Source organism: Agromyces sp. NPDC055658 (genome assembly GCF_053618155.1).
In genome coordinates this window covers 74,423-99,434 of the sequence record NZ_JBSHHD010000012.1, presented here as the reverse complement: position 1 = coordinate 99,434, position 25,012 = coordinate 74,423, and the positions used below count along the sequence as shown (strand labels likewise).

The window sequence follows — 25,012 nt, the reverse complement described above, 5'->3', positions numbered from 1 at the left end:
CGCGGATGCCTCGGGGCCGGCCCCGGGGCATCCGCGTCGTGTGGTGGCGGAGCTGCGCTCAGCCCTGCTTCTTGAGGCGCGACGCCGCACGGGCGCGCGCCGTCTGGTCGAGCTCGACCTTGCGGATGCGCACCTTCTCGGGCGTGACCTCGACGCACTCGTCCTCGCGGGCGAACTCGAGGCACTCCTCGAGCGTCAGCTGGCGCGAGGGCGTCATCGACTCGAAGGTGTCGGCGGTCGACGAACGCATGTTCGTGAGCTTCTTCTCCTTCGTGATGTTGACGTCCATGTCGTCGGCGCGCGAGTTCTCGCCGATGACCATGCCCTCGTAGACCTCTTCGGTCGGGTTCACGAAGAAGGTCATGCGCTCCTGCAGGGCGATGATCGCGAACGGGGTCACGACGCCGGCGCGGTCGGCGACGATCGAGCCGTTGTTGCGGGTCGTGATCGCACCCGCCCACTCGTCGTACCCGTGCGAGATCGCGTTCGCGATGCCGGTGCCGCGCGTGATCGTCAGGAACTCGGTGCGGAAGCCGATGAGACCGCGGCTCGGCACGATGAACTCCATGCGCACCCAGCCGGTGCCGTGGTTCGACATGTTGTCCATGCGGCCCTTGCGGGCGGCGAGCAGCTGCGTGATCGCGCCGAGGTACTCCTCGGGGGCGTCGATCGTGAGGTGTTCGTACGGCTCGTGCGTCTTGCCGTCGACCTGCTTCGTGACCACCTGCGGCTTGCCGACGGTGAGCTCGTAGCCCTCACGGCGCATCTGCTCGACGAGGATCGCGAGCGCGAGCTCGCCGCGGCCCTGCACCTCCCACGCGTCGGGGCGGCCGATGTCGAGCACGCGCAGCGACACGTTGCCGACGAGCTCGCGGTCGAGCCGGTCCTTCACCATGCGGGCGGTGAGCTTGTGGCCCTTGACCTTGCCGACGATCGGCGAGGTGTTGGTCCCGATGGTCATCGAGATCGCGGGGTCGTCGACGTGGATCGCGGGCAGCGGACGCACGTCGTCGGGATCGGCGAGCGTCTCGCCGATCGTGATGTCCTCGAAGCCCGCGACGGCGATGATGTCGCCGGGGCCGGCCTCCTCGGCCGGGAAGCGCTCGAGCGCCTTCGTCTTCAGGAGCTCCGTGACGCGCACGTTCGAGTGCGAGCCGTCGTGGCGCACCCAGGCGACCGTCTGCCCCTTCTTGATCGTGCCGTTGAAGACGCGCAGGAGCGCGAGGCGGCCGAGGAACGGCGACGCGTCGAGGTTCGTGACCCACGCCTGCAGCGGCGCCTCGTCGTCGTACGAGGGCGCGGGGACGTGCTCGAGGATGGCGCCGAACAGCGGCTCGAGGTCTTCGTTGTCGGGCAGCGCGCCGTTCGCGGGCCGCGTGAGCGAGGCGCGGCCGGCCTTGCCGGATGCGTACACCACCGGCACGTCGAGCAGGGCGTCGACGTCGAGGTCGGGCACGTCGTCGACGAGGTCCGACGCGAGGCCGAGCAGCAGGTCGTGGCTCTCCTCCTCGACCTCCTCGATGCGGGCATCGGGACGGTCGGTCTTGTTGACGAGCAGGATCACGGGCAGTCGCGCCTCGAGCGCCTTGCGCAGCACGAAGCGGGTCTGCGGCAGCGGGCCCTCGCTCGCGTCGACGAGCAGCACCACGCCGTCGACCATCGAGAGACCGCGCTCGACCTCGCCGCCGAAGTCGGCGTGGCCCGGGGTGTCGATCACGTTGATCGTGACGGGCCCGTCGGTCGCGTGGACCCCGTTGTACTCGACGGCGGTGTTCTTCGCGAGGATCGTGATGCCCTTCTCGCGCTCGAGCTCGTTCGAGTCCATCGCGCGGTCGTCGACGTGGGCGTGCTCGGCGAACGAGTGGGTCTGCTTGAGCATCGCGTCGACGAGCGTCGTCTTGCCGTGGTCGACGTGCGCGACGATCGCGACGTTGCGCAGGGAATTGCGGGTGGCCTTCGCCATGGATTTTCGTCCTCGCGGTGAGGCATCCGCCGGATCGGCCCGCCGGCCCGGAAACGGGCTCGGCTGGGCCGCGCGGATGCGCTGGATGGGAGTCTGTGGGAGCGCGGACGACCGTGGATCGACGGTTCGCGCCATGACAGCCTACCGCGCGCAACCGTGTGAACGCCGAACGCCCGGCATCCGATGTCGGATGCCGGGCGTTCGGGCGCATCTTGGGCGGCGTGGATGCCTCTCGGCCTCCTGCGCCCCCAGCTCGATGTCTCGCGCGCTTCGGAGCAGGTTGGCTGCCTTGCGGCGGCCTACGCCCCCAGCTCGATGTTCGCCCCGGGGATGGCGGCGAGCAGGTCGCGCGTGTACTGCTCCTTGGGGCTGCCGAAGACCTCGTCGGTCGTCGCCGCCTCGACGATGCGCCCCTTCTGCATCACGCAGACGTTGTCGGCGATGACGCGCACGACCGCGAGGTCGTGGGTGATGAAGAGGTACGTGAGGTTGAGCTCGGCCTGGAGCTCGGCGAGCAGGCGCAGGATCTGCGCCTGGACGAGCACGTCGAGCGCCGACACGGCCTCGTCGAGGATGACGATCTCGGGCTTGAGCGCGAGCGCCCGCGCGATGGCGATGCGCTGTCGCTGGCCGCCCGAGAGCTCGTTCGGATAGCGGCCGAGGAGCGTGCGCGGCAGCGACACCTGGTCGAGCAGCTCGAAGACGCGCTCGCGACGCGATGCCTTCGTACCGACCTTGTGCGTCTGCAGCGGCTCGGCGATCGTGTTGCCGATGTTGCGGAGCGGGTTGAGCGAACCGTACGGGTCCTGGAAGACCGGCTGCATGCGGCTGCGGAGCGCGAACAGCTCCTTGCCGCTCGTCGACGCCAGGTCCTTTCCGCCGACGACGATCTTGCCGCTCGTCGCCTCTTCGAGCTTCAGCAGCATCTTCGCGACGGTCGACTTGCCCGAGCCCGATTCACCCACGAGCGCCGTGGTGGTGCCGCGCCGGATCTGGAACGAGACGTCGTCGACCGCCTTGAAGTCGCCGGAACCGCGGATCTTGAACACCTTGGTGAGGTTCTCGACCACGATCGCCGGCGGCTGCGCGGCGGCGGCCTCGAGTGCCTCGGCGCGGGCCTCGGCCGTCGCGATGAGGTCGATCGCCTCGCCCGCCGCGGTCGCCGCGTCGGCCGCGATGGCCGACTCGGCCGCCGCGATGCTGCCCGTCGCCTGGATGCGGCGCGAGGCGAGGCTCGGTGCCGCGGCGACGAGTCGCTGCGTGTACGGGTGCTGCGGGTTCTGCAGGATCTCGCGCGACGGGCCCGCCTCGACGACCTGGCCCTTGTACATGACGAGCAGCTGTTCGGCGCGCTCGGCCGCGAGGCCGAGGTCGTGCGTGATGAACAGCAGGGTCGTGCCGAGCTCGCGGGTGAGCGACTCGAGGTGGTCGAGGATGACGCGCTGAACGGTGACGTCGAGCGCCGAGGTCGGCTCGTCGGCGATGAGCAGCTGCGGGTTCGCCGCGAGGCCCATGCCGATGAGCACGCGCTGGCGCATGCCGCCCGAGAACTGATGCGGGTACTGCTTGAGGCGACGGTCGGCGTCCTGCAGGCCCGCCTCCTTCAGCACCTGGATCGCACGCGCCTTGACCTCTTTGCGGCCCGTGGCGATGCCGTTGGCACGGATCGCCTCCTCGACCTGGAAGCCGATCGACCACACGGGGTTGAGGTTCGACATCGGGTCCTGGGGCACGAAACCGATCTTGCGACCGCGGATGTGCTCCATCTCGTTCTGCGAAGCCTTGGCCAGGTCTTCGCCGTCGAGCAGGATCTGCCCGCCGGAGATGTGGCCGGTGCCCGGCAGCAGGTTGATGATCGCGTGCGCGGTCGTCGACTTGCCGGAGCCCGATTCGCCCACGATCGCGAGGCTGGAGCCGCGGTCGAGCGTGAAGCTCACGCCGCGGACCGCCTGCACGACACCGTTCTGGGTGCGGAACGCGACCTCGAGGTCTTTGACTTGGAGCAGGGGGGTGCTCATCGCTGGGCCCTCGCCTTCGGGTCGAGTGCGTCTCGCACGACTTCACCGAGCATGATGAACGAGAACACGGTCAGGGAAAGCGCGATCGACGGGTAGATCAGCACCTGCGGAGCGGTGCGGAGCGTCGTCTGCGCCTGGGCGATGTCGTTGCCCCACGACATGATGTTCGTCGGCAGGCCGACGCCGAGGAACGACAGGGTCGCCTCGGCGACGATCGCGCCGGCGAGCGAGATCGTCGCGATGACGATGACCGGGGCGATGGAGTTCGGCACGACGTGCGCCCAGAGGATCTTGAACCGCGATACGCCGATCGCCGTGGCGGCGGTGACGAAGTCGGAGTTCTTGACCCTCAGGATCTCGGACCTCAGCACTCGGGCTGTGGCCGGCCACGCGAAGATGCCGATCGCGAGGGAGATGACCCACACGCTGCGGTAGTTCGCGAGCACCGTCATGATCACGACCGCCGCGAGGATGTAGGGGATCGAGAAGAAGATGTCGCCGACGCGCGAGAGGATGCCGTCGGTCCAGCCGCCGTAGTAGCCCGCGAACGCGCCGAAGATCACACCGAGCGTGAACACGAGGATCGTCACGATGATGCCCACCGAGAGCGAGGTGCCCGCACCGTGCACGATGCGCGACCAGACGTCGCAGCCCTGCCGGGTGAAGCCGAGCGGGTGACCCGCGACGGGTGCGCCGTTGCTGTTGGCGAGCAGGCAGTTCGCGTTCGGAGGCTCGTTCGTGAACAGTCCGGGGAACAGCGCGATGAACACGATGATGAGGATCAGCGCGGACGAGATCCAGAACATCGGTCGGCGGCGCAGGTCGGCCCACGCGTCGATCCAGAGGTTCGACGGCTTGCCCTCGGTCTTGACCGAGTCGATGGCCTCGAGCTTGGTCTCCTCCAGCGGGGCGACGTAGTGCTCGATCGGGAGCTTCGATGAAGACTGGTCAGGCATAGCGGATCCTCGGGTCGAGCACGGCGTAGAGAAGGTCGATCAGGAGGTTCACGATGAGGTACAGCAGCACCATGATCGTGACGAAGGACACGACGGTGGGTCCTTCACCTCGGATGACCGCCTGATAGAGGGTTCGACCGACGCCGGGCACGTTGAAGATGCCCTCGGTGACGGTCGCGCCGACGAGGAGCGTGCCGAAGTCGGTGCCGAGGTACGTGACGACCGGGATCAGCGAGTTGCGCAGGATGTGCACCGGCACGATGCGCTTGCCGGAGAGTCCCTTGCTGTACGCGGTGCGCACGAAGTCGAGCCCCTGGGTCTCGATGACCGAGGAGCGCGTCAACCGCGAGATCTGCGCGAAGCTGATGGTCGCCAGCACCAGGGCCGGGAGGATGAGGTCCTGGGTCGGAGCACCGGCACCCACGGTCGGGCTGAACCAGCCCCACTGGATGCCCATGAAGTACTGCGCGACGAAGCCGAGCACGAAGATCGGCAGCGAGATGAGCACGAGGCTCACGCCGAGGCCGGTCGCGTCGAAGATTCCGCCCTTGCGCAGGCCGCTGATGAGGCCGACCGAGATGCCGGCGATCATCTCGAAGAAGATCGCGAGCAGCGCGAGGCGGATCGTCACCGGGAACGTTCGGGCGAGGACTTCATTGACCGGCTGGCCCGAGTAGGTGACGCCGAAGTCGCCTTGGAAGATGCCCGCGAGGTAGTAGAAGTACTGCACGATGAACGGTTCGTTCAGGTGGTACTGCTCGCGGAGCTGCTCGATCACACCGGGCGCCGGTGGCCGGTCGCCGAAGAGCGCCGCGATCGGGTCTCCGGGCATGGAGAAGACCATGAAGTAGATGAGGAAGGTGGCTCCGAGGAGCACGGGGATGATTTGGAGGAGTCGCTTTCCGGTGTACCAGAGCATCAGCGCTCCTCAGTGTCTAGTGCTGAGAGCATTTTGGGCCGCAATCACAGAGTCGTTCGGATATCAGCATGATGTCCGGGGCGTTGCCGCCCCGGACATCATGTTAGACGGGATTATAGACGAGGTGTCGTCTTAGCCCTGCGCCTTGGTGATCTCGGTGTACAGCGGAACCGAGTCCCAGCCGAACACCACGTTGTCGACCGTGTCGGCGGAAGCGCCGGTCACGTTCGAGTACCAGAGCGGGATGGCCGGAAGGTCCTTCAGGAGGACCTCCTGGGCCTTCTGGAAGGTCGCGGTCGCGTCTTCCGGAGTAGCGGCCTGCGAGCCCTCCTTCAGGAGGCCGTCGAACTCGGCGCTCGAGTAGCCCTCGTAGTTCGACCCGGCACCGGTCTGGTAGAGCGGCGCGAGGAAGTTGTACATCGAGGGGTAGTCACCCTGCCAGCCGGCGCGCGTGCCGCCGGTCAGCTTCTTGTTCTCGCGGTCGTCGAGGGCCGCGGCGAACGTCGGGTAGGGCTTGCCCACGGCCTGGATGCCGAGGGTGTTGGAGATCGAGTTCACGACCGCGTCGACCCAGGCCTGGTGGCCGCCGTCGGCGTTGTACGAGATGTCGAACACGGTGTCGCCGTAGGGCGAGATCGCGTCGGCCTCGGCCCACAGCTTCTTGGCCTCTTCGGGGTTGTAGTCGAGCACCTCGGCGCCCTCGAGCTGGTCGGTCCAGCCCGCGATGACCGGCGAGGTGTAGTCGGTCGCCGGGGTACGGGTGCCCTGGAAGATCACGTCGGTGATCTCGTCGCGGTTGATCGCCATCGAGATGGCGGCGCGACGGAGCTTGCCCTCGTCACCGCTCCAGTGCTCGAGGTAGTACGGCATGTTGAAGCCCTGGAAGATGGCCGCCGGCTGGTTGACCGCACGGTCGCCGAACTCGTCCTCGTAGGTCGCGAGCGCCGAGTCGGGCACGGCGTCGAGCACGTCGAGGTTGCCGGCCTGGAGGTCGGCGTACGCCGAGTCCTGCGAGGCGTAGAAGACGATGGTCAGGCCACCGTTCTTGGGCGTGCGAACGCCGTCGTAGTCGGGGTTCGTGACGAGGTCGATCTTCTCCTCGTGCGTCCACGCGTCGTCGCCGGCGAACATGTACGGGCCGTTGCCGATCGGGTGCTCGCCGAAGGCCTCCATGTCGTCGTACGCCGACTCGGGGAGCGGGTAGTACGCCGTGTAGCCGAGACGCAGCGGCCAGTCGGCCTCGGGGGCGACGAGCTTGACCGTGAAGGTCTTGTCGTCGACCACGTTGAGGCCGGTCAGCTCCGAGTCCTCGGTGTAGCTGAAGCCCTCGATGTTGTCGAAGAAGTACGAAGCGCTCTGGGCGTTGCTGAACTTCGCGCCGTAGTTCCACGCGTCGACGAACGACTGCGCGGTGACGTCGGTGCCGTCGGTGAACTTCTGCCCGTCCTTGAGGGTGACGGTCCAGGTCTGCTTGTCGTCCGACTCGATCGACTCGGCGACATCGTTCACGATCTCGCCGTCGGCCGTGTACGACACGAGGCCCGCGAAGAGCGAGGTGACGATCTTGCCGCCGCCGGTCTCGGTGGTGTTGGTCGGGATCAGCGGGTTCTGCGGCTCGGAGCCATTCGTCGTGATGATCGCGGTGGGGTCGCCAGCGGCCTCGGTGGACTCGCCCCCGCCGCCGCTCGTGCAGCCGGTGAGCACCAGTGCGCCGGCGGCAGCAAGAGCAATGGCTGCAGCGCCGATTCTCTTGTTCTTCAATGTTCCTCCTGTGAGATGGGCGCGGAACAACACGGCTCTTGGCCGGGCTGTGCGCTTCGTGGTGCCAGACTACGAATCGTTCCCTGAGATGCAAAGTCGAGACGGAAACCGTTACCGAGGCGCAACCTAGCGACACCTTGCACGACATATTCCGCCGCGAATGCGCACGATCGTTGCGTGGGCGCCTCCCGTGCGATGATTGCGGCATGCCGGATGCACGACCACTGCACAGGCCGCACACAGGTGAACCCAAGGTGCGTGGTGCGCACGCGCGCTGGGCGTTCCGGCTGCGCGCCGAGATCGTCATCGTGCTCGGGCTCTCGCTCGGTGCGTCCGCGGTCTACTCGATCGTGTCCATCATCGCCCGCGTGACCGACACGACCCCGCTCGCGAAGCAGTCGGCGGCGATCAACCAGTCGCGTTCGAGTCGCGAGTGGCTCGACTTCACCTACCAGTTCCTCGACGTGTTCTTCGGCCTCTTCGTCGTCGCCCTCGCGATCTACCTGCTGTGGCAGCCGACGCGCAGCGGATTCCGCCGCATCGGGTTCGACCTCACGCGGCCCGGCCGCGACGCGGCATCCGGCCTCGCCCTCGTGCTCGTGATCGGCCTGCCCGGCCTCGCCCTCTACGCGCTCGGACGCGCGGCCGGCATCACCGTGACCATCGTGCCGTCACCGCTCGACACGCACTGGTGGACGGTGCCGATCCTCGTGCTCGCGGCGCTCAAGGCCGCCCTCACCGAGGAGATCATCGTCGTCGGCTACCTGTTCACGAGGCTGCGCGAACTGGGGGTGGGCCCGTGGGCGACGATCGTCTCGAGCGCGCTCCTGCGCGGCACCTATCACCTCTACCAGGGCTTCGGTCCGTTCGCGGGCAACGTCGCGATGGGGATCGTGTTCGGCTGGTGCTATTCGCGCTGGGGCCGCACGATGCCGCTCGTCATCGCCCATTGGGTGCTCGACATGGCGTCGTTCATCGGGTACCCGCTCGCGGTCGCGTGGTGGCCCGGGCTCTTCGCTCCGCCGGCCTGAGCGACCGCGTCGTCCCGCGATGGCGGGGACCGACGAGCACGCGGATGCCTCGGGCGAGTCGCCTGCGGGGCGAGGCGTGCCTCGGGGCGAGGTGCCGTGCCGTCCGTTCGGGGCGCACCTCGGCGACGACGGCCGGCGCCTCCGCGACCGCCCGCACCTCGGGTGCGGCCTCGTCGGGCGGGATCGTCGCCGGCTCGAGGTCGCCCGAGAGTCGCATGCGCCGGGTCGGGGTGCAGACGACGCCGAGGTAGCCGCCGCGGGCGTAGTCCATCACGTCCTGCGCGTGCCGGATCGCCTCGGCCGCCTCGCCGACGCTGCCGCGGCGACGCATGCGCTGCTCGAGCACCCCCGTGTCGGCCGTCGCGACGCTCACGATGACGAACGTCGCGATGATCGCGATACCTGCGATCACATCGATGCCAGGCATGCGGCACCTCCCCGTGCGAGTGGAGCTCGGGCAGCCCGAACGGAAAGCCCGAGAGAATCTCAGTGTACTCCCGGGGTCGGTTCGGGGGTCCACCCGGAATCGGCGATCCGCCGCGCCGACGAGTCTTGAACCGCCCCCGGCCCGGGGGCGCCCACCGGCTCCGCCGGATCACAGAGATGGAATCGATTCCCATGAACCTCGCCGCCGCCTTCGCCGCCGGGCACCTCGCCGGCCGCGCCACCGACCGCCTGCACCGCACGACCGAGGCGGAGATCCGCGAAGCGCACGAGCGTGCCGTCGCCCGGCGAAGCGTCCGCTCCGGCGAGCCCGTGCCCGCGGCCCGGCGCGAGCTCACGGAGCGCGGCCGACACGCCGCGCCCCGCCTCGTGTAGCTGCGAACGCCGTCAGCCGCCGACCTTGTCGCCCGCCGGGGTCAGCACCCACCACACTCCGCCGACCCCCTGGCCGTTCGTGTCGCCCGCGGCGCTGTCGCCCGCATAGGTGTACAACGGCCAGCCGTTGAGCGTCACCTGCTTCGAGCCGTCGACTCCCGTGATCGTGCCGACCTCACCGGTCACGCCCTCGACCTCCGGCGCGTCGGAGTCGGTGGTCACGGCGGGCCAGTTCGTCGCGCACTGGCCCTCGCAGGTGCTCGAGTCGCCGCCCTGCGTGTCGGTGTCGAACATGTAGACGGTCATGCCGTGGCCGTCGACCACGATCTCGCCGAGGTCGGAGTCCGCGGTCGTGAGCGCCGACGACGAGCCGGCACCGCTGTCGGGCGCCTCCGTCGCGGTCGACGTCTCCCCACCGTAGCCCGTTCCGTCGGACGTGCCGCCCGACCCGCCGGACGTCCCCGTGCAGCCCGCGAGCGCGATGACGAGCCCGAGCACGGCGGCTCCTGTTGCAATGCGCGATTTCATGCGAATTCCCTCTTCTCCGGCATCGGCCGCGGTCGCGGCCCTGCAGTGAGCACGAGAGGGAGCGACGGATGGTTCAGCCGTTCAGTCGAGTGCGCTCCGCATGAGCACGTCGCCCGAGCCCACCGCCCGGATCTCGAGGGATGCGATCTCGTCGAGGTCGAGAGCGGCTCCCGCCGTGAGCCGGGCCTCGGTGCCCGGACTCGCCCGCCAGCTCGACACGTCCGTGCGCCCGCCGTCGTGCCCGACCACCACGAGCACGTACGGCCAGCTCGCGTCCGCGTCGCCGGATGCCCCGGTGTCGGCGTAGCGGCAGTCGAGTTCGATCCTCGTGCCCCACGCGACCTGTGTGAGCCTCGCGGTCGCGGTCAGCGGCACCTCCGCGACGGATTCGAAGGCCACCGACTCGGAGGCGACGGGCGTGCCGGTGAGGCCGATCGGCACGGCGATCGCGGCGACGAGCAGGACGGCGGCCGCCGCGGACGCGAGCCACCAGGTCCGCGCCCTGCGTCGGCGACGGCGACGACCCTCGAGCCGCACGACGTCGAGGAGGTCGTCGCGCGGGCCCGGCTGGGTGCCGGGCTCGCCCTCGCCGAGGAGTCCGTCGGCGCGCTCGGGCGTCAGGCGTGCGAGCAGGCCGGGCATCGGCGCGAGCTCGGCGACCGCGCGCCGGCAGCGGTCGCAGCTCTCGAGGTGCCGCTCGTACTCGCCGCGCTCGGCCGGCGAGAGCGCACCGAGCACGTAGGCGGAGTCCCATTCCGCGAAGCGCGCGTGATCGGGGTTCATCGCGTCACTCCCTTCTCCTGCAGTGCGAGCCGCAGCGCCCGGAGGCCGTAGTGCAGCCGGGACTTCACGGTACCCTCCGGGATCCCGAGCCGCCGCGCGACCTCCGCCACGCTGCATCCGCCGTAGTAGGCGTGCACGATCACCGCGCGGTGCTCCAGGCTCAGGGTCACCAGCGCCTCCTCGATCAACAGGCTCTCGAAGAGGGCGTCGGTCTCGTCCCCCGTCGGCGGCCCGGGCGGCTCGGGCGCCTCGGCGACTCCGATCTCGTGCCGTCGGCGTGCGCTGCGCGCCTCGTCGATCACGAGGTTGCGGGCGACGGTGATCATCCACGACCTCGTCGACGCGGGTTCTTGGGCGAGGATTCGAGGGCTCCGCCACGCACGCAGGAGCGTCTCCTGCACGATGTCGTCGGCGCCGGCGGGGTCTCCGGTGAGGTGGACCACGTAGCGCCACACCGTCGGGCCGTGCGCCTCGTACAGCGCGACCAGTCGTCGATCGTCATCGAGCGGCTCGTCGTCTTTCGGCATCCGTCACCTCCGGTCCTTCGACGGGAGAACGAGACGGCGGCGCGAAACGTTCAGCCTGCGGTGGAGGTGAACCGGCCGGGCGTGCGCGACGTGTTCTCGGCATGGATTCCACGATCGTCGCACCGCTCGCGTCCGGCGACCTCATCCAGGTCGCCGGACTGCCCCTGCATCCGCTCATCGTGCACGCGGTCGTCGTGCTCACTCCGCTCACGGTACTCGCGCTGCTGCTGGGCACGTTCTGGCCGCGGGCACGCCGCCGCCTCGGCATCGTGACCGCGCTGGGTGCCGCCCTCGTGCTGGTGCTCGTGCCGATCACGGTCGCCGCGGGGCGGTCGCTCGCGGCCGTGCTCGGCCCGATCCCCGCGGTCGCCCGGCATCAGGGGTTCGGCGAGATGCTCCTGCCGTGGGCCATCGCGCTCTTCGTCGTCGCTGCGGGCCAGTGGGCGTGGTTCCGTTTCGCCGACGACCGGGTGCGCCGAGACTCGCCGGGCGCGGCTCGCGCCGTTCGAGTCGGACTCGCCGCAGCATCCCTCGTCGTCGGGGTGGGCACGATGGTGCTGCTGGTGCTCATCGGCGACTCGGGAGCCCGCGCCGTGTGGGGCGGGCTCCCGAGCTGACGGTGGTCGCGACGAGGGCCATCGAATGTCGCCGTCTCCGCCCGACGCATCGGCTCCAGAGGAGACCGACGGTCGGAACGGCAACACTCGTGGGCGGGACACCCGAGCGGGCTACGCGAAGGCCTCCACCGGCGGGCAGGCGCACACGAGGTTGCGGTCGCCGTAGGCCTGGTCGATGCGGCGCACCGGGGCCCAGTACTTGTTGCGCACGAGGGAGCGCACCGGGTAGACCGCCTGCTCGCGGGTGTACGGGTGGCTCCACTCCCCCGCGATGGCCGACTCGGCCGTGTGCGGGGCGTTCCGCAACGGGTTGTCGTCGGCCGGCCACTCGCCGCGGCCGACCGCGTCGGCCTCGGCCTTGATCGCGACCATCGCCTCGACGAAGCGCTCGAGCTCGGCCAGGTCCTCGGACTCGGTCGGCTCGACCATGAGGGTGCCCGCGACCGGGAACGACATGGTCGGCGCGTGGAACCCGTAGTCGATGAGGCGCTTGGCGACGTCGTCGACGGTCACGCCGGTCTCCGCCGTGAGCGGTCGCAGGTCGAGGATGCACTCGTGCGCGACGAGCCCGTTCTCGCCCGTGTAGAGCACCGGGAAGTGCTCGCGCAGGCGCGACGCGACGAAGTTCGCCGCGAGCACCGCCGTCGCGGTCGCCTGCTTGAGGCCCTCCGAGCCCATCATGCGCACGTACGCCCACGAGATCGGCAGGATCGACGGGCTTCCGTACGGCGCCGCCGAGACCGGTCCGCCGCCGTGCACGAAGCCGCCGGCGTGGTCGGCGCGCTGCGCCATCGGGTGGCCGGGCAGGTAGGGCGCGAGGTGCGCCTTCGCCGCCACCGGCCCGACGCCCGGGCCGCCGCCGCCGTGCGGGATGCAGAACGTCTTGTGCAGGTTGAGGTGCGAGACGTCGCCGCCGAAGTCGCCGAAGCGCGAGTAGCCGAGCAGCGCGTTGAGGTTCGCACCGTCGACGTACACCTGCCCGCCGGCGTCGTGCACCGCCTGGGTGATCTCCTTCACCTCGTGCTCGTAGACGCCGTGCGTCGACGGGTACGTGATCATGAGGGCCGCGATCGATGCGGCGTGCTCGGCGATCTTCGCGCGCAGGTCGTCGAGGTCGACGTTGCCGAGCTCGTCGGTCGCGACGACCACGACGCGCATGCCGGCGAGCACCGCCGACGCCGCGTTCGTGCCGTGCGCGCTCGAGGGGATGAGGCACACGTCGCGCTCGGCCTCGCCGTTCGCACGGTGGTAGCCGCGGATCGCGAGCAGGCCCGCGAGCTCGCCCTGGCTTCCGGCGTTCGGCTGCAGCGACACCGTGTCGTACCCGGTGACCTCGGCGAGCCACGACTCGAGCTGCTCGACGAGCCCGAGCGAGCCAACGACGTCGGCCTCGGGCGCGAACGGGTGCAGGTTCGCGAAGGCGGGCCAGGTGACCGCCTGCATCTCGGTCGCCGCGTTGAGCTTCATCGTGCACGAGCCCAGCGGGATCATGCCGCGGTCGAGCGCGTAGTCGCGATCGGCGAGCTGCTTGAGGTACCGCATCATCTGCGTCTCGGAGTGGTGCGTGTTGAACACCGGGTGCTCGAGGTACGGCGAGGTGCGGCGGAGCGCCTCGGGGATGGTCGTCTCGGTGATCGCGCCCTCGAGTTCGCGCTCGTCGGGTCCGCCGAACGCCTGCGCGACCCGGTGCAGGTCGTCGAGCGTGGTCGTCTCGTCGACCGACACGTACACGGTCGCCTCGTCGGCCTCCCACAGCAGCACGCCGAGCTCGCGACCGCGGGCGACGACGTTCTTCGCGAGGCCCGGCACGTGCACCGCGAGCGTGTCGAAGTAGGCGTCGTGCGCGACTCGCTGGCCGAGGTCCTCGAGCCAGCCCGCGAGCAGCCTCGCCTTGCCGGCGGTCTGGGTGGCGATCGCGCGGATGCCGCGGGGCCCGTGGTAGACGGCGTACATCGAGGCCATCACGGCGAGCAGCACCTGCGCGGTGCAGATGTTCGACGTCGCCTTCTCACGGCGGATGTGCTGCTCGCGGGCCTGCAGGCTGAGGCGGTAGGCGGGGTGGCCCGCCGCGTCCTGCGAGACGCCGACGAGGCGGCCCGGCATCTGCCGCTCGAGGCCCTTGCGCACCGCCATGTAGCCGGCGTGCGGTCCGCCGAATCCCATCGGCACGCCGAAGCGCTGCGAGGTGCCGACGGCGACGTCGGCGCCGAGCTCCCCGGGGCTCGTGATCAGTGCGAGCGCGAGCAGGTCGGCGGCGACGACGGCGAGCGCGCCCTGCGCCCTCGACGCGGCGATCACCGTCGACGGGTCCCACACCCGGCCCGAGGCGCCGGGGTACTGCACGAAGATGCCGAAGTGCTCGCCGAAGGCGGAGGCGTCCGTGTTCTCGGTGAGATCGACCTCGAGCAGCTCGATGCCGACCGCCTCGGCGCGCGAGGCGAGCAGCGCCTTCGTCTGCGGCAGCGCATCGGCGTCGACGACGAAGCGATTCGCCTTCGACTTCGAGCCGCGGCGGGCGAGCAGCATCGCCTCGACGACGGCGGTGCCCTCGTCGAGCATCGACGCGTTCGCGATGTCGAGGCCCGTGAGGTTCTCGACCATCGTCTGGAAGTTGATGAGCGCCTCGAGCCGGCCCTGGCTGATCTCGGGCTGGTACGGCGTGTACGCCGTGTACCAGCTCGGGTTCTCGAGCACGTTGCGCTGGATCACCGCGGGAGTGATCGTGCCGTAGTAGCCGAGGCCGATGAGCGGCGTGCGCACCGTGTTCTGGGCGGCGAGCGCCGCGAGCTCGGCGAGCGCTTCGCGCTCGGTCGCCGCCGCGGGGATGGCCGAGTTCAGCACCTCGCCCATGCGGATCGACGACGGCACGGCCGCCGACATGAGCGCGTCGAGCGAGTCGTAGACGAGCTCGGCGAGCATGAGCGAGTGGTCGCTCGGCGAGGTGCCGATGTGGCGGCGCCCGAAGGCGTCGAGGTCGAAGGCCGACGAGGGCGAAGTCATCCGGGTGGTTCCTTACTCTCCGGTGAGGGCGACGTACTCGTCGCGGGTGAGCAGCTTCGGCAGGCTCGTGACCGTGACCTTGAGCAGCCAGCCCTCGCCGAACGGGTCGCTGTTCACGAGCTCGGGCGCGTCGACGACGGCCTGGTTCGCCTCGGCGACCTCGCCGCTCAGCGGGGCGAAGAGCTCGCCGACCGACTTCGTCGACTCGATCTCGCCGACGACGTTGCCCTCGGTGATGGTCGAGCCGGCGGCGGGCAGGTCGACGTAGACGACGTCGCCGAGCTTCTCGGCGGCGTAGTCGGTGATGCCGATCGTCGCGACGTCGCCGTCGACGACGACCCACTCGTGCTCTTCGGTGTACTGCAGGGCGTTGAGGTCGGTCATGGGGTGCTCCTTGTGGTTGGGATGACTCGGGGTTCGCGCCGCCCGCCCGTGCCGGGCCGGCGGCGCCGGGATCAGGAGGCGCGCTTGTAGAACGGCAGCGCGACGACGGTCGCGGGGATGCGCGTGCCACGCACGTCGACGAAGAGCGACGTGCCGTGCTCGGCGAGGCCGGGACTCACGTACGCCATCGCGACCGGGTGGCCGAGGGTCGGCGACAGCGCGCCGCTCGTGACGATGCCGACGCGAGCCGCATCGGCACCCTCGCCGTCGAACACCTCGTAGTCGGCGCGGGCGGCACGGCGCCCCTCGGCCGCGAGGCCGACGAGCACGGGCGCGTCGTCGGCGGGACCGCGTTCGATCGCGGCGCGACCGACGAAGTCGCCCTCCTTCGAGAGGGCGACGACGCGACCGAGGCCGGCCTGCACGGGCAGGATGTCGCGGCTCAGCTCGTGGCCGTAGAGCGGCATGCCCGCCTCGAGTCGGAGGGTGTCGCGGCTCGCGAGGCCGCAGGGCACGACGCGGGGACCGCCGGTCTCGGTCAGGGCCGCCCACAGGCGCGACGCCAGCTCGGGCGCGACGTAGAGCTCGAAGCCGTCTTCGCCGGTGTAGCCCGTCCGCGCGACGAGCACCGGCTGCCCCTCGAAGGTCGCCGGGAACGCCCGGTAGTACTTGAGCGCGGCGATCTGCGCGTCGAAGTCGTCGTGGTCGTTGCCGGGGCCGTCGACGCCGAAGCCGGGCGTCTCGAGCAGCACGGCGCGTGCGTCGGGTCCCTGCAGCGCGACGAGCGCGATGTCGTCGCTCTCGTCGGAGACGAGGGTGTCGAAGCCTGCGGCGCGGGTGCGCAGCTCGTCGGCGACGACGGCGGCATTCGAAGCGTTCGCCACGACCATGTACCGGTCGTCGCCGGTGCGGTAGACGACGAGGTCGTCGATGATGCCGCCGTCGTCGGCGAGCAGCAGCGAGTACTTCGCCTGGCCGACCTCGATCGCCGACAGCTTGCCCGCGAGCGCGTGGTCGAGCGCTGCGGCGGCCTCGGGGCCGACGAGCACGATCTCGCCCATGTGCGAGAGGTCGAAGATGCCCGACGTCGTGCGCACGGCATGGTGCTCGGCGAGGTCGGACGAGTAGCGCACCGGCATCTGCCAGCCGGCGAAGTCGGTGAAGCTCGCACCCGCGGCGCGGTGCACGGCATCGAGCGGGCTCCGTCGCTCGTCGGCGGGGATGGTGGTACCGGGGTCGTTCGTCACGAGTTCTCCAGACTGGCCGACGGACGGTGTCGGCGCGGTCGCGATTCGTGCGGCGGATGCCGCATGAGAACTCCCCCTCTGTCATGAGCCTGAGAGTTTCACGCGATGACGCGCTTTCACCGTGGGCGGCCCCGCGCGCATCGCGGGGCACTTTTCAGAGCGGCCTCGTCATCGCGGTGTGTGACCTGAGAGATTGGCAGGGAGGCTTGCTCCTTCGGTGCCGGGCGGCCCTGTTCGATGGAACTGAACGAGGCTCCGGCTCTCCCGCGACGCGTCGATGGCCCGGTATGAGGTTGTACCGTGATCCTAGCAGCGCCCGACCGGGCGGGCCGATGGTGTCCCCCTTCGCCCCCCCCGTACGCGGTACGGACGGCGATGTCCGCCGGGCGATAGCCTCGTCGCAACAACAGGTTCGAGCTTGGGCGGGTGGTGCTGGTGACGCAAGCCTCGGGCGCGCGCGCGGCGGTGCAGGACGACGCCGCCGGACGCCGCGACGACGTGCCGCGACCGACGTGGCCGGGCATCGGCGACGCGGTGTGGAGACGGGTCGGCCGCGTGCTCTCCCTCGCCGCGACCGTGCTGCTCATCGCCGTGGCCCTCGCCGAACTCGATCGGCTCATCGCGAGCGTCCCCGACGCCGACGGGCGGAGCCACTCCCTCAACCTCGTGCTCGGTCCGCTCGGGCCGTTCCAGCACGAGAGCTGGGCGGCCTGGGCGCACATGCCATGGCATGCCGACCTCGGCGTGTGGATCGCACTGTCCGCCGTGCTCGACCTCGTCATGGTGGCGGCGTACGCGACACTGCTCCGCGGCCTCGTGCGGCAGGCGCCGCGCCGGGCGCAGACGGTGCCGAGGATCGCCCTCATCGCGATCGTCGGGGCGGAGGTGCTCGAGGACGCGCTCCAGCTCGTCGCCGGACTCACCGTCGCGAACGGCCTCGAGGCGGCATCCGGTGCGGTCGGCGGCGTGCTCGTCTGGGCCACGGTCATCAAGGTGCTCGGGTTCGTCGTGTTCGGGGTGGCGGTGCTGCGGATCACGGCGTACCGGAGCTGGCTCGCCAACCGGATCGCCCGGCTGGGCCGCGCGATCTGGGTGCACCGCCTGGCCGCCCTCGCCATCGTCGTCCTCCTCGTGCTCGCCTGCATCCCGGCCGCCGACCTCCTCGACCAGCTCCCCGATGTGCAGCGCCAGTGGGCCGACGGCCCGATCGGCGCCGTGCACGGGTTCGCCGCGATCGTCGCGATGCTCGTCACGGGCGCACTCGCGCTCGCGCTCGGGCGCCGCCGCACCCGCTACATGATCGAGACCCGGGTGAACGGGTGGGTCGGCCGGCCGACGCCCCGGCCGTTCGATGCGGCGTTCCCCTGGCTCATCGCACCGGTCGCCCAGATCGGCCTCGCGATCGCGACCGTCGCGATCGTCGGACCCGTCGATCCTGACGGGGCGTTCCCCGTGCACCTGCCGACCTTCCTCGCCGTGCTCGTCGTCGAACTGGTCATCGCCGGCCTCGCCGCGATCGGCGCCCGCTGGGTCGCACATCACCCGGAGCAGCCCAGGCCCCTGTCGGTCGAGCGGGCGAGCGACAGCTGGATCGTCGGCGACTCGCTCTCCGCCGTCGTGCTCGTCGTCGGCGCGGTCGGCGTCGTGCGCTCGTTCCTCGTACCGCTCGTGCTCGGCGGCTCCGCGACATCCGTGGCGGCTTGGCTGCTGGTGCCCGTGTCGGCCGCCGTCGCCGTGCTCGCGCCGATGGCCGTCATCGGCTTCGCCGACCGCACCTCGTGGGGCGGGCGCCTGCTGCGCGCGGGGCGTCTCGACCCGACCGACCACCGCTCGGCGAAGGACGGCAACGTGTCGCGCGCCATGCTCGTCGAGTGGATCGCGCTCGGGGTCGGCTCGGTCGCCCTCGTCGCGGCGATGCTCTGGCCGGCGCAGCTCGGCGCGGCGCTCGGCGCGGTCGCCGTCGTGCTCCTCGCACTCGGCGCCTGGGTGGCGGTGCTCGGCTCGTTCACGCTCATCCTGCAGGCACGGGCGCTCATCGCGCCCTTCCGCTGGCTCAACATGAAGGCGAGCCCCGTGATCGCGCTCGCCCTCGTGATGCCGCTCGCGATCAACGTCGCCCTCTCGGCCGTGCCGTGGGGGCTCTCCGACACGGCCCTGCACCGGGTGCACGTCTCGAACGAGGACTCCGCCCGCAACCTCGTCGAACCCGACGCGCTGGCCCAGCGTCTCGGCGACCTCCGATCGGAGAGCGCCTGCACCTACGAGGCCGAGGACGGGACACGGATCCGGCCGGTGTTCCTGATCGCGTCCGAGGGCGGCGGCATCCGGGCCGCCTACTGGACCGCCTCGGTGCTCGACGCGCTGCCGGGCTGCGCCGGGAAGTCCGGTCTCGTCGCGAGCGGGATCAGCGGCGGCTCGGTCGGACTCGCGCTCGCCAGTTCTGCGGGCACCAACCCGCAGGACGCCGACGGATCGCTCGTCGACTCGGCCGCGCGGCTCTCGGCGCCGGGCGCCGTGTCGACTGCGGCGCTCGCGCTCGTCGTCGGCGATGCGGTCGCGGGCGGGTGGGGCGTGCACATGCCGTCGTACCTCGATTCGTCTGAGACCGACGACGACGGCTGGCGCTGGCGGGATCGCGCCGCGCTCATCGAATCGTTCTGGGAGCAGGGCACGGCCCTCGGCGAGCCGTTCACGAACGACATCGACCCGCTGACGGGGGCGTTGCTCATGAACTCCGCCGACGTCGTCACGAAATGCCGGCTGCTCGTGCAGCAGGCGCCCGTCACCGCCGAGCGGGCGGCGTCGGACTTCGCACCGGTGGGCGGCGCGATCGGCCCGTGCGACGCCACCGGCGGGCTGCCGTCCATGCTGCAGTTCGGCGAGCTGCCCGGAGTCGACGGCGCGCAGGACGCGGCCGACTGCCTGGCGGGCCTCGACTGGTCGACGGCCGCCATGCTGTCGGCGCGCTTCGCGGTGATCACCCCGACCGGCAGCATGCCGGGCACGGGTCCGTGCCGCGACGTGGGCGGTCGCGCCGGCGCCCAGTTCGTCGACGGCGGGTACGTCGAACCGACGTCGCTCGCGACGATCGCCGACATCGCCCCGGCACTCATGAAGGTCTTCGCCGCCGTGAACGACGATCCGGCGTCCGACACCAAGCTCGTTCCGGTGCTCCTCTACCTGCGCAACTCGCAGGGCTACGACCTCGTCACCGACGTCACGAGGGCCGAGGCCGAACCGCTCGCGCCGATCACCGGCAATGCGGCACGGGTCCGGCTCACCGCGCAGGACGCGTGGATCCAGCGCATCGCGCTCACCCTCCCCGAGGCCTGTCCCGAAGGCGATGCCGCGTGCGCCGCGGCCGTCGACACCCTGATCGGCGACGAGGGCCGGATCGACGGCGGCGTCGTCGTGGTCGCACCCGCCTCCGAGCCGGCCGTCGTGCCCCCGCTCGGCTGGGCGCTGTCGTCGGCGAGCCGCGATCGGTTCACCGAGGCGCTGAGCACCGCCGCGCACTGCGGACAGGACTCGTTCGGCGAGCTCGAGGCCGCGAGCAGCCACTACCCCGGCCTCGACGAGCTGCCCCGGCTCTTCGAGCGCGACGGCGACGTCCGGGCCCTCCGCGACGACATGTGCGACCGGATCGCCGCGCAGCGCACCTCCGAGTGACCGGCGCGCCGGCGAGACATCCTGCCCCGCCGGCCCGCACCGCGCTCATTCCGGTCGGTTGCCGTGCCCGTCGTGCTCGAACGGGCTCGTGACGCCCTCGTAGGCGAGCGTCATCATCATTCCCTCGGCGGCGTGCTCGAGGTTGTGGCAGTGGTCCATCCAGATGCCGGGATTGTCGGCGACCAGGAGCACCTGCCACACCTCCCCCGGCCGAACGTCGACCGAGTCCAGCCGGAGCGGGGCACCGGTCGCGACGACCCCGTCGCGGGAGAGCACGAGCACGTGGTGCCCGTGCACGTGCATCGGATGCGATTCGAACCCGCGGTTGACGATCGTGAGCCGCACGAGGTCGCCCTCGCGCACCGACACGGGATCGATGTGCGGGAACACTCGGCCGTCGACCGTGTAGGCGTACTTCGGCGCACCGCCGACGAAGCGCGGCAGGCGGTCGAGCACGAGGCGCGCGTCGACGTCGGGGGTCGCCGCCGCGAGACGCACGGCGGCCGGGTCGGGCGCGCCGTACGACAGCAGGTCGAGCTCGGGCGCGGCCGAGGGCACCGGCATCGGAACCGCCGACGCGGTGTCACCGGCAACGGCGAGCGCCGGCCCCGAGGCATCCCCCTCGCCCGGCAGGAAGACGAGTCCCGCCTCGCGGGACCGGTCGACGCCGAGCGCGACGCGGGCGTCCGGCATCGTGAACTCGACGTCGATCCGTCCGCCGGCGGGCAGCCTGAGCGAACGATCCGCGACCTCGGCACCGCCGGCCAGGTCGCGGCCGTCGACCGCGACCACGGTGAACGGGACCCCCTCGAGTCGCGCAGCGAGCGGTTCGAGATCGGTGTCGGCGAGCCGCACCCGCACGCGCGTGCCCGGTGCGACCTCGCGGGTCTCGGCGTGCGCGTGCTCGCCGACGACGACGTGGGAGCCGAAGGTGTGCACGGGCGCGGAGACGTCGAGCGTCCCGGCGCCGTCGGCCGGCCTCGGGGGGTCGGCCGGTTCCACGACGAGCATGCCGTAGAGCCCCTTGCGCACGCCCTCGGCCGAACCCTGATGGGTGTGGTACCAGTACGTGCCCGGCTCGTCGGCCACGAAGCGGTAGTCGAACGAGTCGCCGGGCAGCACGGCGTCCTGCGTGACGCCGGCGACGCCGTCCTCCCCGTTCGGCACGTCGACGCCGTGCCAGTGCAGCGTGACCCCGGCGGCGATGTCGTCGTTGCGGAGCTCGACCTCGACGAGGTCGCCCTCGCGCACGCGGAGCTCCGGGCCGGGGACCTGCCCGTCGAACGTCCACGCGTCGATCGTCGCCCCGTCGTCGAGCACGACGAGCGAGCGCTTCGCGGTGAGGGTGAACCGGTCGGTGCGGCGGCCGGGGTCGGCCGGCGTGCGCAGGTCGGCGACCGAGACGGATGCCTCGGCACCGGCGCCGGCCGACGCGCCGGCCGCGACGGCGTGGTGGCCCGGGGCCGCCTCGAGGCTCGGTGGCGCGGTGTCGGCGAGCCATACCCAGCCGATCGATGCGCCGACGGCGAGGCCGGCGAGCGCGGCGAACCCGGTGACGGTGCGGCGGCCCCGCCTGTCGACGACGGCCCACGTCGCACCGATCGCGAGCGCGACCACCGCGAGCAGGACGACGGTCGGCACGAAGCGCACCGGCCCGCCGATGATCCAGGTCTCGGCCGCCGCCCCCGCGACCGCGATGACCGCTGCGATGAGCGCGATGCGCGTCGCGGGGTCGTCGGTGCCGTCGGCTCCGTCGGCTCCGTCGGCGCAGCGGCGACGACCAATGGCGGCCAGACCCGCGACGCAGCCCGCGAGCGCGAGCGGGACGCCGACGAACAGCTTCTCGTCGGCGAACGCGACGTCGCGCACGGCGAGGCCGGCGGCGATCGCGGCGGCGCCCACGACGGCGAGGCATCCGCCCGCCGCGAACCAGCGGGCGTGCCGTGCACCGGTCGTCGCGGCGGCCGCCCAGAGGCCGGCCGCCGCGATGATCACGATGCCGTACAGGGCGAGGAGGGCCGCCGTGCTCATCGTGGGGTCCTCCTCGCCGTGGTGGTTGCGCAGGTCAAGCGACGCTCGTCGGCTGGGCCTGTTCGACCACGGTGTCGGTGGTCGGCTGCGACGACGCCGAGCCCTCGCGAACGAGCTTGCGCGCCCGGAAGAACAGCGCGACGCCGAGCACGATGATGAGTGCGCCGTTGAGGCCGTGCAGGCTCACCATGAGCATCGCCGGCAGCGGCGGGGCGGCGCTCTCCGGCCCGATGCCGAAGATCACGCCGGTCAGGATGAAGATGAGCAGCTGCAGGACGGTCAGCAGGAACACGGTCACCGTCATCCAGATCGTGCGCTTGCCGGCCCTCGCGAGCGCGGCGAACGCGATCATGGCGAGGGCGAGCACGCGAAGCACGATCTGCCCGTTGATGCCGTGCGCGCTGAACGCGTTCTCGTCGCCGGTCTCCATGCCGAACGTGCCGAATGCGGCGAGGTACACCTGCAGCATCGAGTCGACGATGAACAGGACGGTGGTCACGAGGAACGCCTTCTTCATGGCGCGCCTCCTCTCTGGTCGGGTGGGGATGGTGTCGGGACCCATCGAGCGTGCTCGCCCCCGGGCGCCCGGGCATCAGTGCCGACCCCGATCCCGGGTCAGCGGCGCCACCGAGTTCGCGTTCTGGTCAGAGTGACTGTAAGCTGTCGTCGACCACAGTTCGAGTCAGACTGACCTGAACTCTCCGAACCGAAGGACCGCTCGCATGCCGCAGCCCCGCGACGCCCAGATGCGCCTCGCCGTGTCGACGGTGATCTTCGCGCTGCGGCCGGACGCCGCCGGGCGCGCGGTGCTGTGGACTCCGCTCGTGCGCCGCACCCGCGAGCCGCAGCTCGGGCTCTGGGCACTGCCCGGAGGCTGGCTTCCCGTCAACGAAGAACTCGAGGTCGCCGCGGCGCGCACCCTGCGCGCGACGACCGGCCTCGCGCCCAAGTACCTCGAGCAGCTCTACACGTTCGGCGAGGTCGACCGCTCCCCCGACGCGCGCGTCGTCTCGGTCGTCTACTGGGCACTCGTGCAGAGCGACGAGGCGGCTCGCGCCGTCGCCGGGCCGAACGTGCGCTGGGTGCCGGCCGACACGCTGCCCGGGCTCGCGTTCGACCACAACCGCATCGTCGAGTACGCACTCTGGCGGCTGCGCACCAAGGTCGAGTACACCGAGCTCGCCCACTCGTTCCTCGGCGAGACCTTCACGCTCGCCGAGCTGCGCGAGGTCTACGAGGCGGTGCTGCAGCGGCCGCTCGACCCGGCGAACTTCCGACGCACCATGATCGCGTCGGGCCGCCTGCGCGAGACCGGCGAGCTGCTCGCCGGTGCGGCGCACCGCCCGCCCAAGCTGTACCGCTACGACGCCTCCGTCCGCACGGCCGGGGCCCGAGAACCGTTCCAGAGCGAGAGGCCAGCCTCATGACCATCACGACGCCGAGCATCCGCCGCGAGGCATCCGTCGACCGCAGCCTGCAGCTCATCGCTTCGGGCGCCGCGCCGGGGGCGAGCTGCGCACCCGAACTCGCCAAGGGCCCGTGGGAGTTCGACTCCGGCCCCGCCGGCTACGGCCCGGGCGCCTCGATGGGCGACGTCATCCCGACCGGGTCGCCGCGGCAGGGCGCGCTGCCCGAAGAATACCGGCTGGCCTCCGACGACGAGCTGCACGAGCGCATCCGCGCCGCGAAGGCGACGCTCGGCGACCGGGTCGTCGTGCTCGGCCACTTCTACCAGCGCGACGAGGTGGTGCAGCACGCCGACTTCGTCGGCGACTCGTTCCAGCTCGCGAACGCCGCGCTCACCCGGCCCGACGCCGAGGCGATCGTCTTCTGCGGCGTGCACTTCATGGCCGAGACCGCCGACCTGCTCTCCCGGCCCGACCAGGCGGTCATCCTGCCGAACCTCGCCGCCGGCTGCTCGATGGCCGACATGGCCGACCTGTCGAGCGTCGAGGAGTGCTGGGAGCAGCTCGCCGACGTCTACGGCGACCTCGACGCGGTGGACGCCTCGGGGCGGGTGCCCGTCGTGCCGGTCACCTACATGAACTCGTCGGCGGCGCTCAAGGGGTTCGTGGGCCGGCACGGCGGCATCGTCTGCACCTCGTCGAACGCCCGCACGGTGCTCGAGCAGGTCTTCGAGCGCGGGCAGCGCGTGCTGTTCTTCCCCGACCAGCACCTCGGGCGCAACACGGCCAAGGCCATGGGGGTCGCGCTCTCGCAGATGCCGATGTGGAACCCCCGCAAGCCCCTCGGCGGGAGCACCGTCGACGAGCTCGCCGACGCGAGGGTGATCCTCTGGCACGGGTTCTGCTCGGTGCACAAGCGCTTCACCGTCGACCAGATCGCCGAGGCGCGCGCGACGCACCCGGGCGTGCAGGTCATCGTGCACCCCGAGTGCCCCATGCCCGTCGTCGACGCCGCCGACGCCGCGGGGTCGACCGACTTCATCGTGAAGGCGATCGCGGCGGCGCCCGCCGGTTCGACCTTCGCCATCGGCACCGAGATCAACCTCGTGCAGCGCCTGGCCGCCGAGCACCCCGAGCACACCATCTTCTGCCTCGACCCGGTCGTGTGCCCGTGCTCGACCATGTACCGGATCCACCCCGGCTACCTCGCATGGGTGCTCGAGGAGCTCGTCGAAGGGCGCGTCGTCAACCGCATCAGCGTGCCCGCCGATGTCGCGGATCCCGCGCGGCTCGCGCTCGAGCGCATGCTCGCGGCGAAGCCGCCGGCACCGACGCCCGCTCCGGGAGCCTGAG

20 protein-coding genes and 1 riboswitch are annotated in these 25,012 nt (G+C 71.0%); of the genes, 6 read left to right on the top strand and 14 right to left on the bottom strand.

Features of this window, described 5'->3' with window-relative positions; translation table 11 throughout:
* Positions 1-58: 58 nt before the first annotated feature.
* The 5 genes from typA to ACWGPE_RS07970 all read right to left on the bottom strand — a co-directional run bounded on the left by typA (position 59) and on the right by ACWGPE_RS07970 (position 7,617).
* On the bottom strand, positions 59-1,963 hold the full coding sequence (gene typA / locus ACWGPE_RS07990) for a translational GTPase TypA (RefSeq protein ID WP_231430500.1): 1,905 nt from the start codon (positions 1,961-1,963) through the stop codon (positions 59-61).
* A 299-nt stretch (positions 1,964-2,262) separates the two neighbouring features.
* Positions 2,263-3,981 (bottom strand): dipeptide ABC transporter ATP-binding protein, encoded by a 1,719-nt coding sequence (locus tag ACWGPE_RS07985; RefSeq protein ID WP_231430499.1) that lies wholly within the window; start codon positions 3,979-3,981, stop codon positions 2,263-2,265.
* Positions 3,978-4,937, bottom strand: coding sequence for an ABC transporter permease (locus ACWGPE_RS07980; protein WP_231430498.1), 960 nt, complete (start codon positions 4,935-4,937; stop codon positions 3,978-3,980). The genes ACWGPE_RS07985 and ACWGPE_RS07980 overlap by 4 nt, the downstream gene beginning before the upstream one ends.
* The gene (locus ACWGPE_RS07975; protein ID WP_231430497.1) at positions 4,930-5,856 is read right to left on the bottom strand and encodes an ABC transporter permease; all 927 of its coding nucleotides are present in this window, start codon (positions 5,854-5,856) and stop codon (positions 4,930-4,932) included. The genes ACWGPE_RS07980 and ACWGPE_RS07975 overlap by 8 nt, the downstream gene beginning before the upstream one ends.
* A gap of 132 nt (positions 5,857-5,988) precedes the next feature.
* Positions 5,989-7,617: a peptide ABC transporter substrate-binding protein gene (locus ACWGPE_RS07970; protein WP_231430496.1), complete on the bottom strand. Its 1,629-nt coding sequence runs from the start codon at positions 7,615-7,617 to the stop codon at positions 5,989-5,991.
* Between the two features lie 206 nt (positions 7,618-7,823).
* Here ACWGPE_RS07970 and ACWGPE_RS07965 point away from each other — a divergent pair, with 206 nt between their 5' ends.
* Positions 7,824-8,648, top strand: coding sequence for a CPBP family intramembrane glutamic endopeptidase (locus ACWGPE_RS07965; protein ID WP_255679888.1), 825 nt, complete (start codon positions 7,824-7,826; stop codon positions 8,646-8,648).
* Here ACWGPE_RS07965 and ACWGPE_RS07960 read toward each other — a convergent pair.
* Positions 8,590-9,075 (bottom strand): hypothetical protein, encoded by a 486-nt coding sequence (locus tag ACWGPE_RS07960; RefSeq protein WP_231430494.1) that lies wholly within the window; start codon positions 9,073-9,075, stop codon positions 8,590-8,592. The two genes, ACWGPE_RS07965 and ACWGPE_RS07960, sit on opposite strands and share 59 nt — an antisense overlap.
* A gap of 176 nt (positions 9,076-9,251) precedes the next feature.
* On the opposite strand from ACWGPE_RS07960, the gene ACWGPE_RS07955 reads away from it, so the two are divergent.
* On the top strand, positions 9,252-9,467 hold the full coding sequence (locus ACWGPE_RS07955; protein WP_231430493.1) for a hypothetical protein: 216 nt from the start codon (positions 9,252-9,254) through the stop codon (positions 9,465-9,467).
* A 12-nt stretch (positions 9,468-9,479) separates the two neighbouring features.
* Here the strand turns inward: ACWGPE_RS07955 and ACWGPE_RS07950 are convergent, their stop codons facing one another.
* The 3 genes from ACWGPE_RS07950 to ACWGPE_RS07940 form a co-directional block, all read right to left on the bottom strand.
* Positions 9,480-9,995 (bottom strand): COG4315 family predicted lipoprotein, encoded by a 516-nt coding sequence (locus ACWGPE_RS07950; protein WP_231430492.1) that lies wholly within the window; start codon positions 9,993-9,995, stop codon positions 9,480-9,482.
* Positions 9,996-10,076: 81 nt separating this feature from the next.
* Positions 10,077-10,778 (bottom strand): anti-sigma factor family protein, encoded by a 702-nt coding sequence (locus ACWGPE_RS07945; protein ID WP_231430491.1) that lies wholly within the window; start codon positions 10,776-10,778, stop codon positions 10,077-10,079.
* Positions 10,775-11,305, bottom strand: coding sequence for a sigma-70 family RNA polymerase sigma factor (locus ACWGPE_RS07940; RefSeq protein ID WP_452048478.1), 531 nt, complete (start codon positions 11,303-11,305; stop codon positions 10,775-10,777). The genes ACWGPE_RS07945 and ACWGPE_RS07940 overlap by 4 nt, the downstream gene beginning before the upstream one ends.
* A 101-nt stretch (positions 11,306-11,406) precedes the next feature.
* On the opposite strand from ACWGPE_RS07940, the gene ACWGPE_RS07935 reads away from it, so the two are divergent.
* Positions 11,407-11,922 (top strand): DUF2231 domain-containing protein, encoded by a 516-nt coding sequence (locus ACWGPE_RS07935; protein ID WP_231430489.1) that lies wholly within the window; start codon positions 11,407-11,409, stop codon positions 11,920-11,922.
* 111 nt (positions 11,923-12,033) lie between these two features.
* Here the strand turns inward: ACWGPE_RS07935 and gcvP are convergent, their stop codons facing one another.
* The 3 genes from gcvP to gcvT form a co-directional block, all read right to left on the bottom strand.
* The gene (gene gcvP, locus ACWGPE_RS07930; protein WP_452048477.1) at positions 12,034-14,922 is read right to left on the bottom strand and encodes an aminomethyl-transferring glycine dehydrogenase; all 2,889 of its coding nucleotides are present in this window, start codon (positions 14,920-14,922) and stop codon (positions 12,034-12,036) included.
* Positions 14,923-14,934: 12 nt separating this feature from the next.
* Positions 14,935-15,306 (bottom strand): glycine cleavage system protein GcvH, encoded by a 372-nt coding sequence (gene gcvH / locus ACWGPE_RS07925; protein WP_231430487.1) that lies wholly within the window; start codon positions 15,304-15,306, stop codon positions 14,935-14,937.
* A gap of 71 nt (positions 15,307-15,377) precedes the next feature.
* On the bottom strand, positions 15,378-16,553 hold the full coding sequence (gcvT, locus tag ACWGPE_RS07920; RefSeq protein WP_452048476.1) for a glycine cleavage system aminomethyltransferase GcvT: 1,176 nt from the start codon (positions 16,551-16,553) through the stop codon (positions 15,378-15,380).
* A gap of 164 nt (positions 16,554-16,717) precedes the next feature.
* Positions 16,718-16,830: riboswitch (glycine riboswitch) on the bottom strand.
* A gap of 158 nt (positions 16,831-16,988) precedes the next feature.
* Here gcvT and ACWGPE_RS07915 point away from each other — a divergent pair.
* Entirely contained in the window at positions 16,989-20,222 is a 3,234-nt protein-coding gene (locus tag ACWGPE_RS07915) for a hypothetical protein (RefSeq protein WP_452048475.1), read from the top strand.
* Between the two features lie 45 nt (positions 20,223-20,267).
* Here the strand turns inward: ACWGPE_RS07915 and ACWGPE_RS07910 are convergent, their stop codons facing one another.
* Positions 20,268-22,253, bottom strand: coding sequence for a multicopper oxidase family protein (locus ACWGPE_RS07910; RefSeq protein WP_452048474.1), 1,986 nt, complete (start codon positions 22,251-22,253; stop codon positions 20,268-20,270).
* Positions 22,254-22,287: 34 nt separating this feature from the next.
* Positions 22,288-22,770 (bottom strand): DUF6220 domain-containing protein, encoded by a 483-nt coding sequence (locus ACWGPE_RS07905; protein ID WP_231430483.1) that lies wholly within the window; start codon positions 22,768-22,770, stop codon positions 22,288-22,290.
* 205 nt (positions 22,771-22,975) lie between these two features.
* Here ACWGPE_RS07905 and ACWGPE_RS07900 point away from each other — a divergent pair, with 205 nt between their 5' ends.
* Both ACWGPE_RS07900 and nadA read left to right on the top strand, forming a co-directional pair.
* A complete protein-coding gene (locus ACWGPE_RS07900) occupies positions 22,976-23,680 on the top strand; it encodes an NUDIX hydrolase (RefSeq protein ID WP_275505676.1) in 705 nt (234 codons plus the stop codon).
* Positions 23,677-25,011 (top strand): quinolinate synthase NadA, encoded by a 1,335-nt coding sequence (gene nadA, locus ACWGPE_RS07895; protein ID WP_231430481.1) that lies wholly within the window; start codon positions 23,677-23,679, stop codon positions 25,009-25,011. Before ACWGPE_RS07900 ends, nadA begins: the two co-directional genes overlap by 4 nt.
* Position 25,012 lies beyond the last annotated feature (1 nt).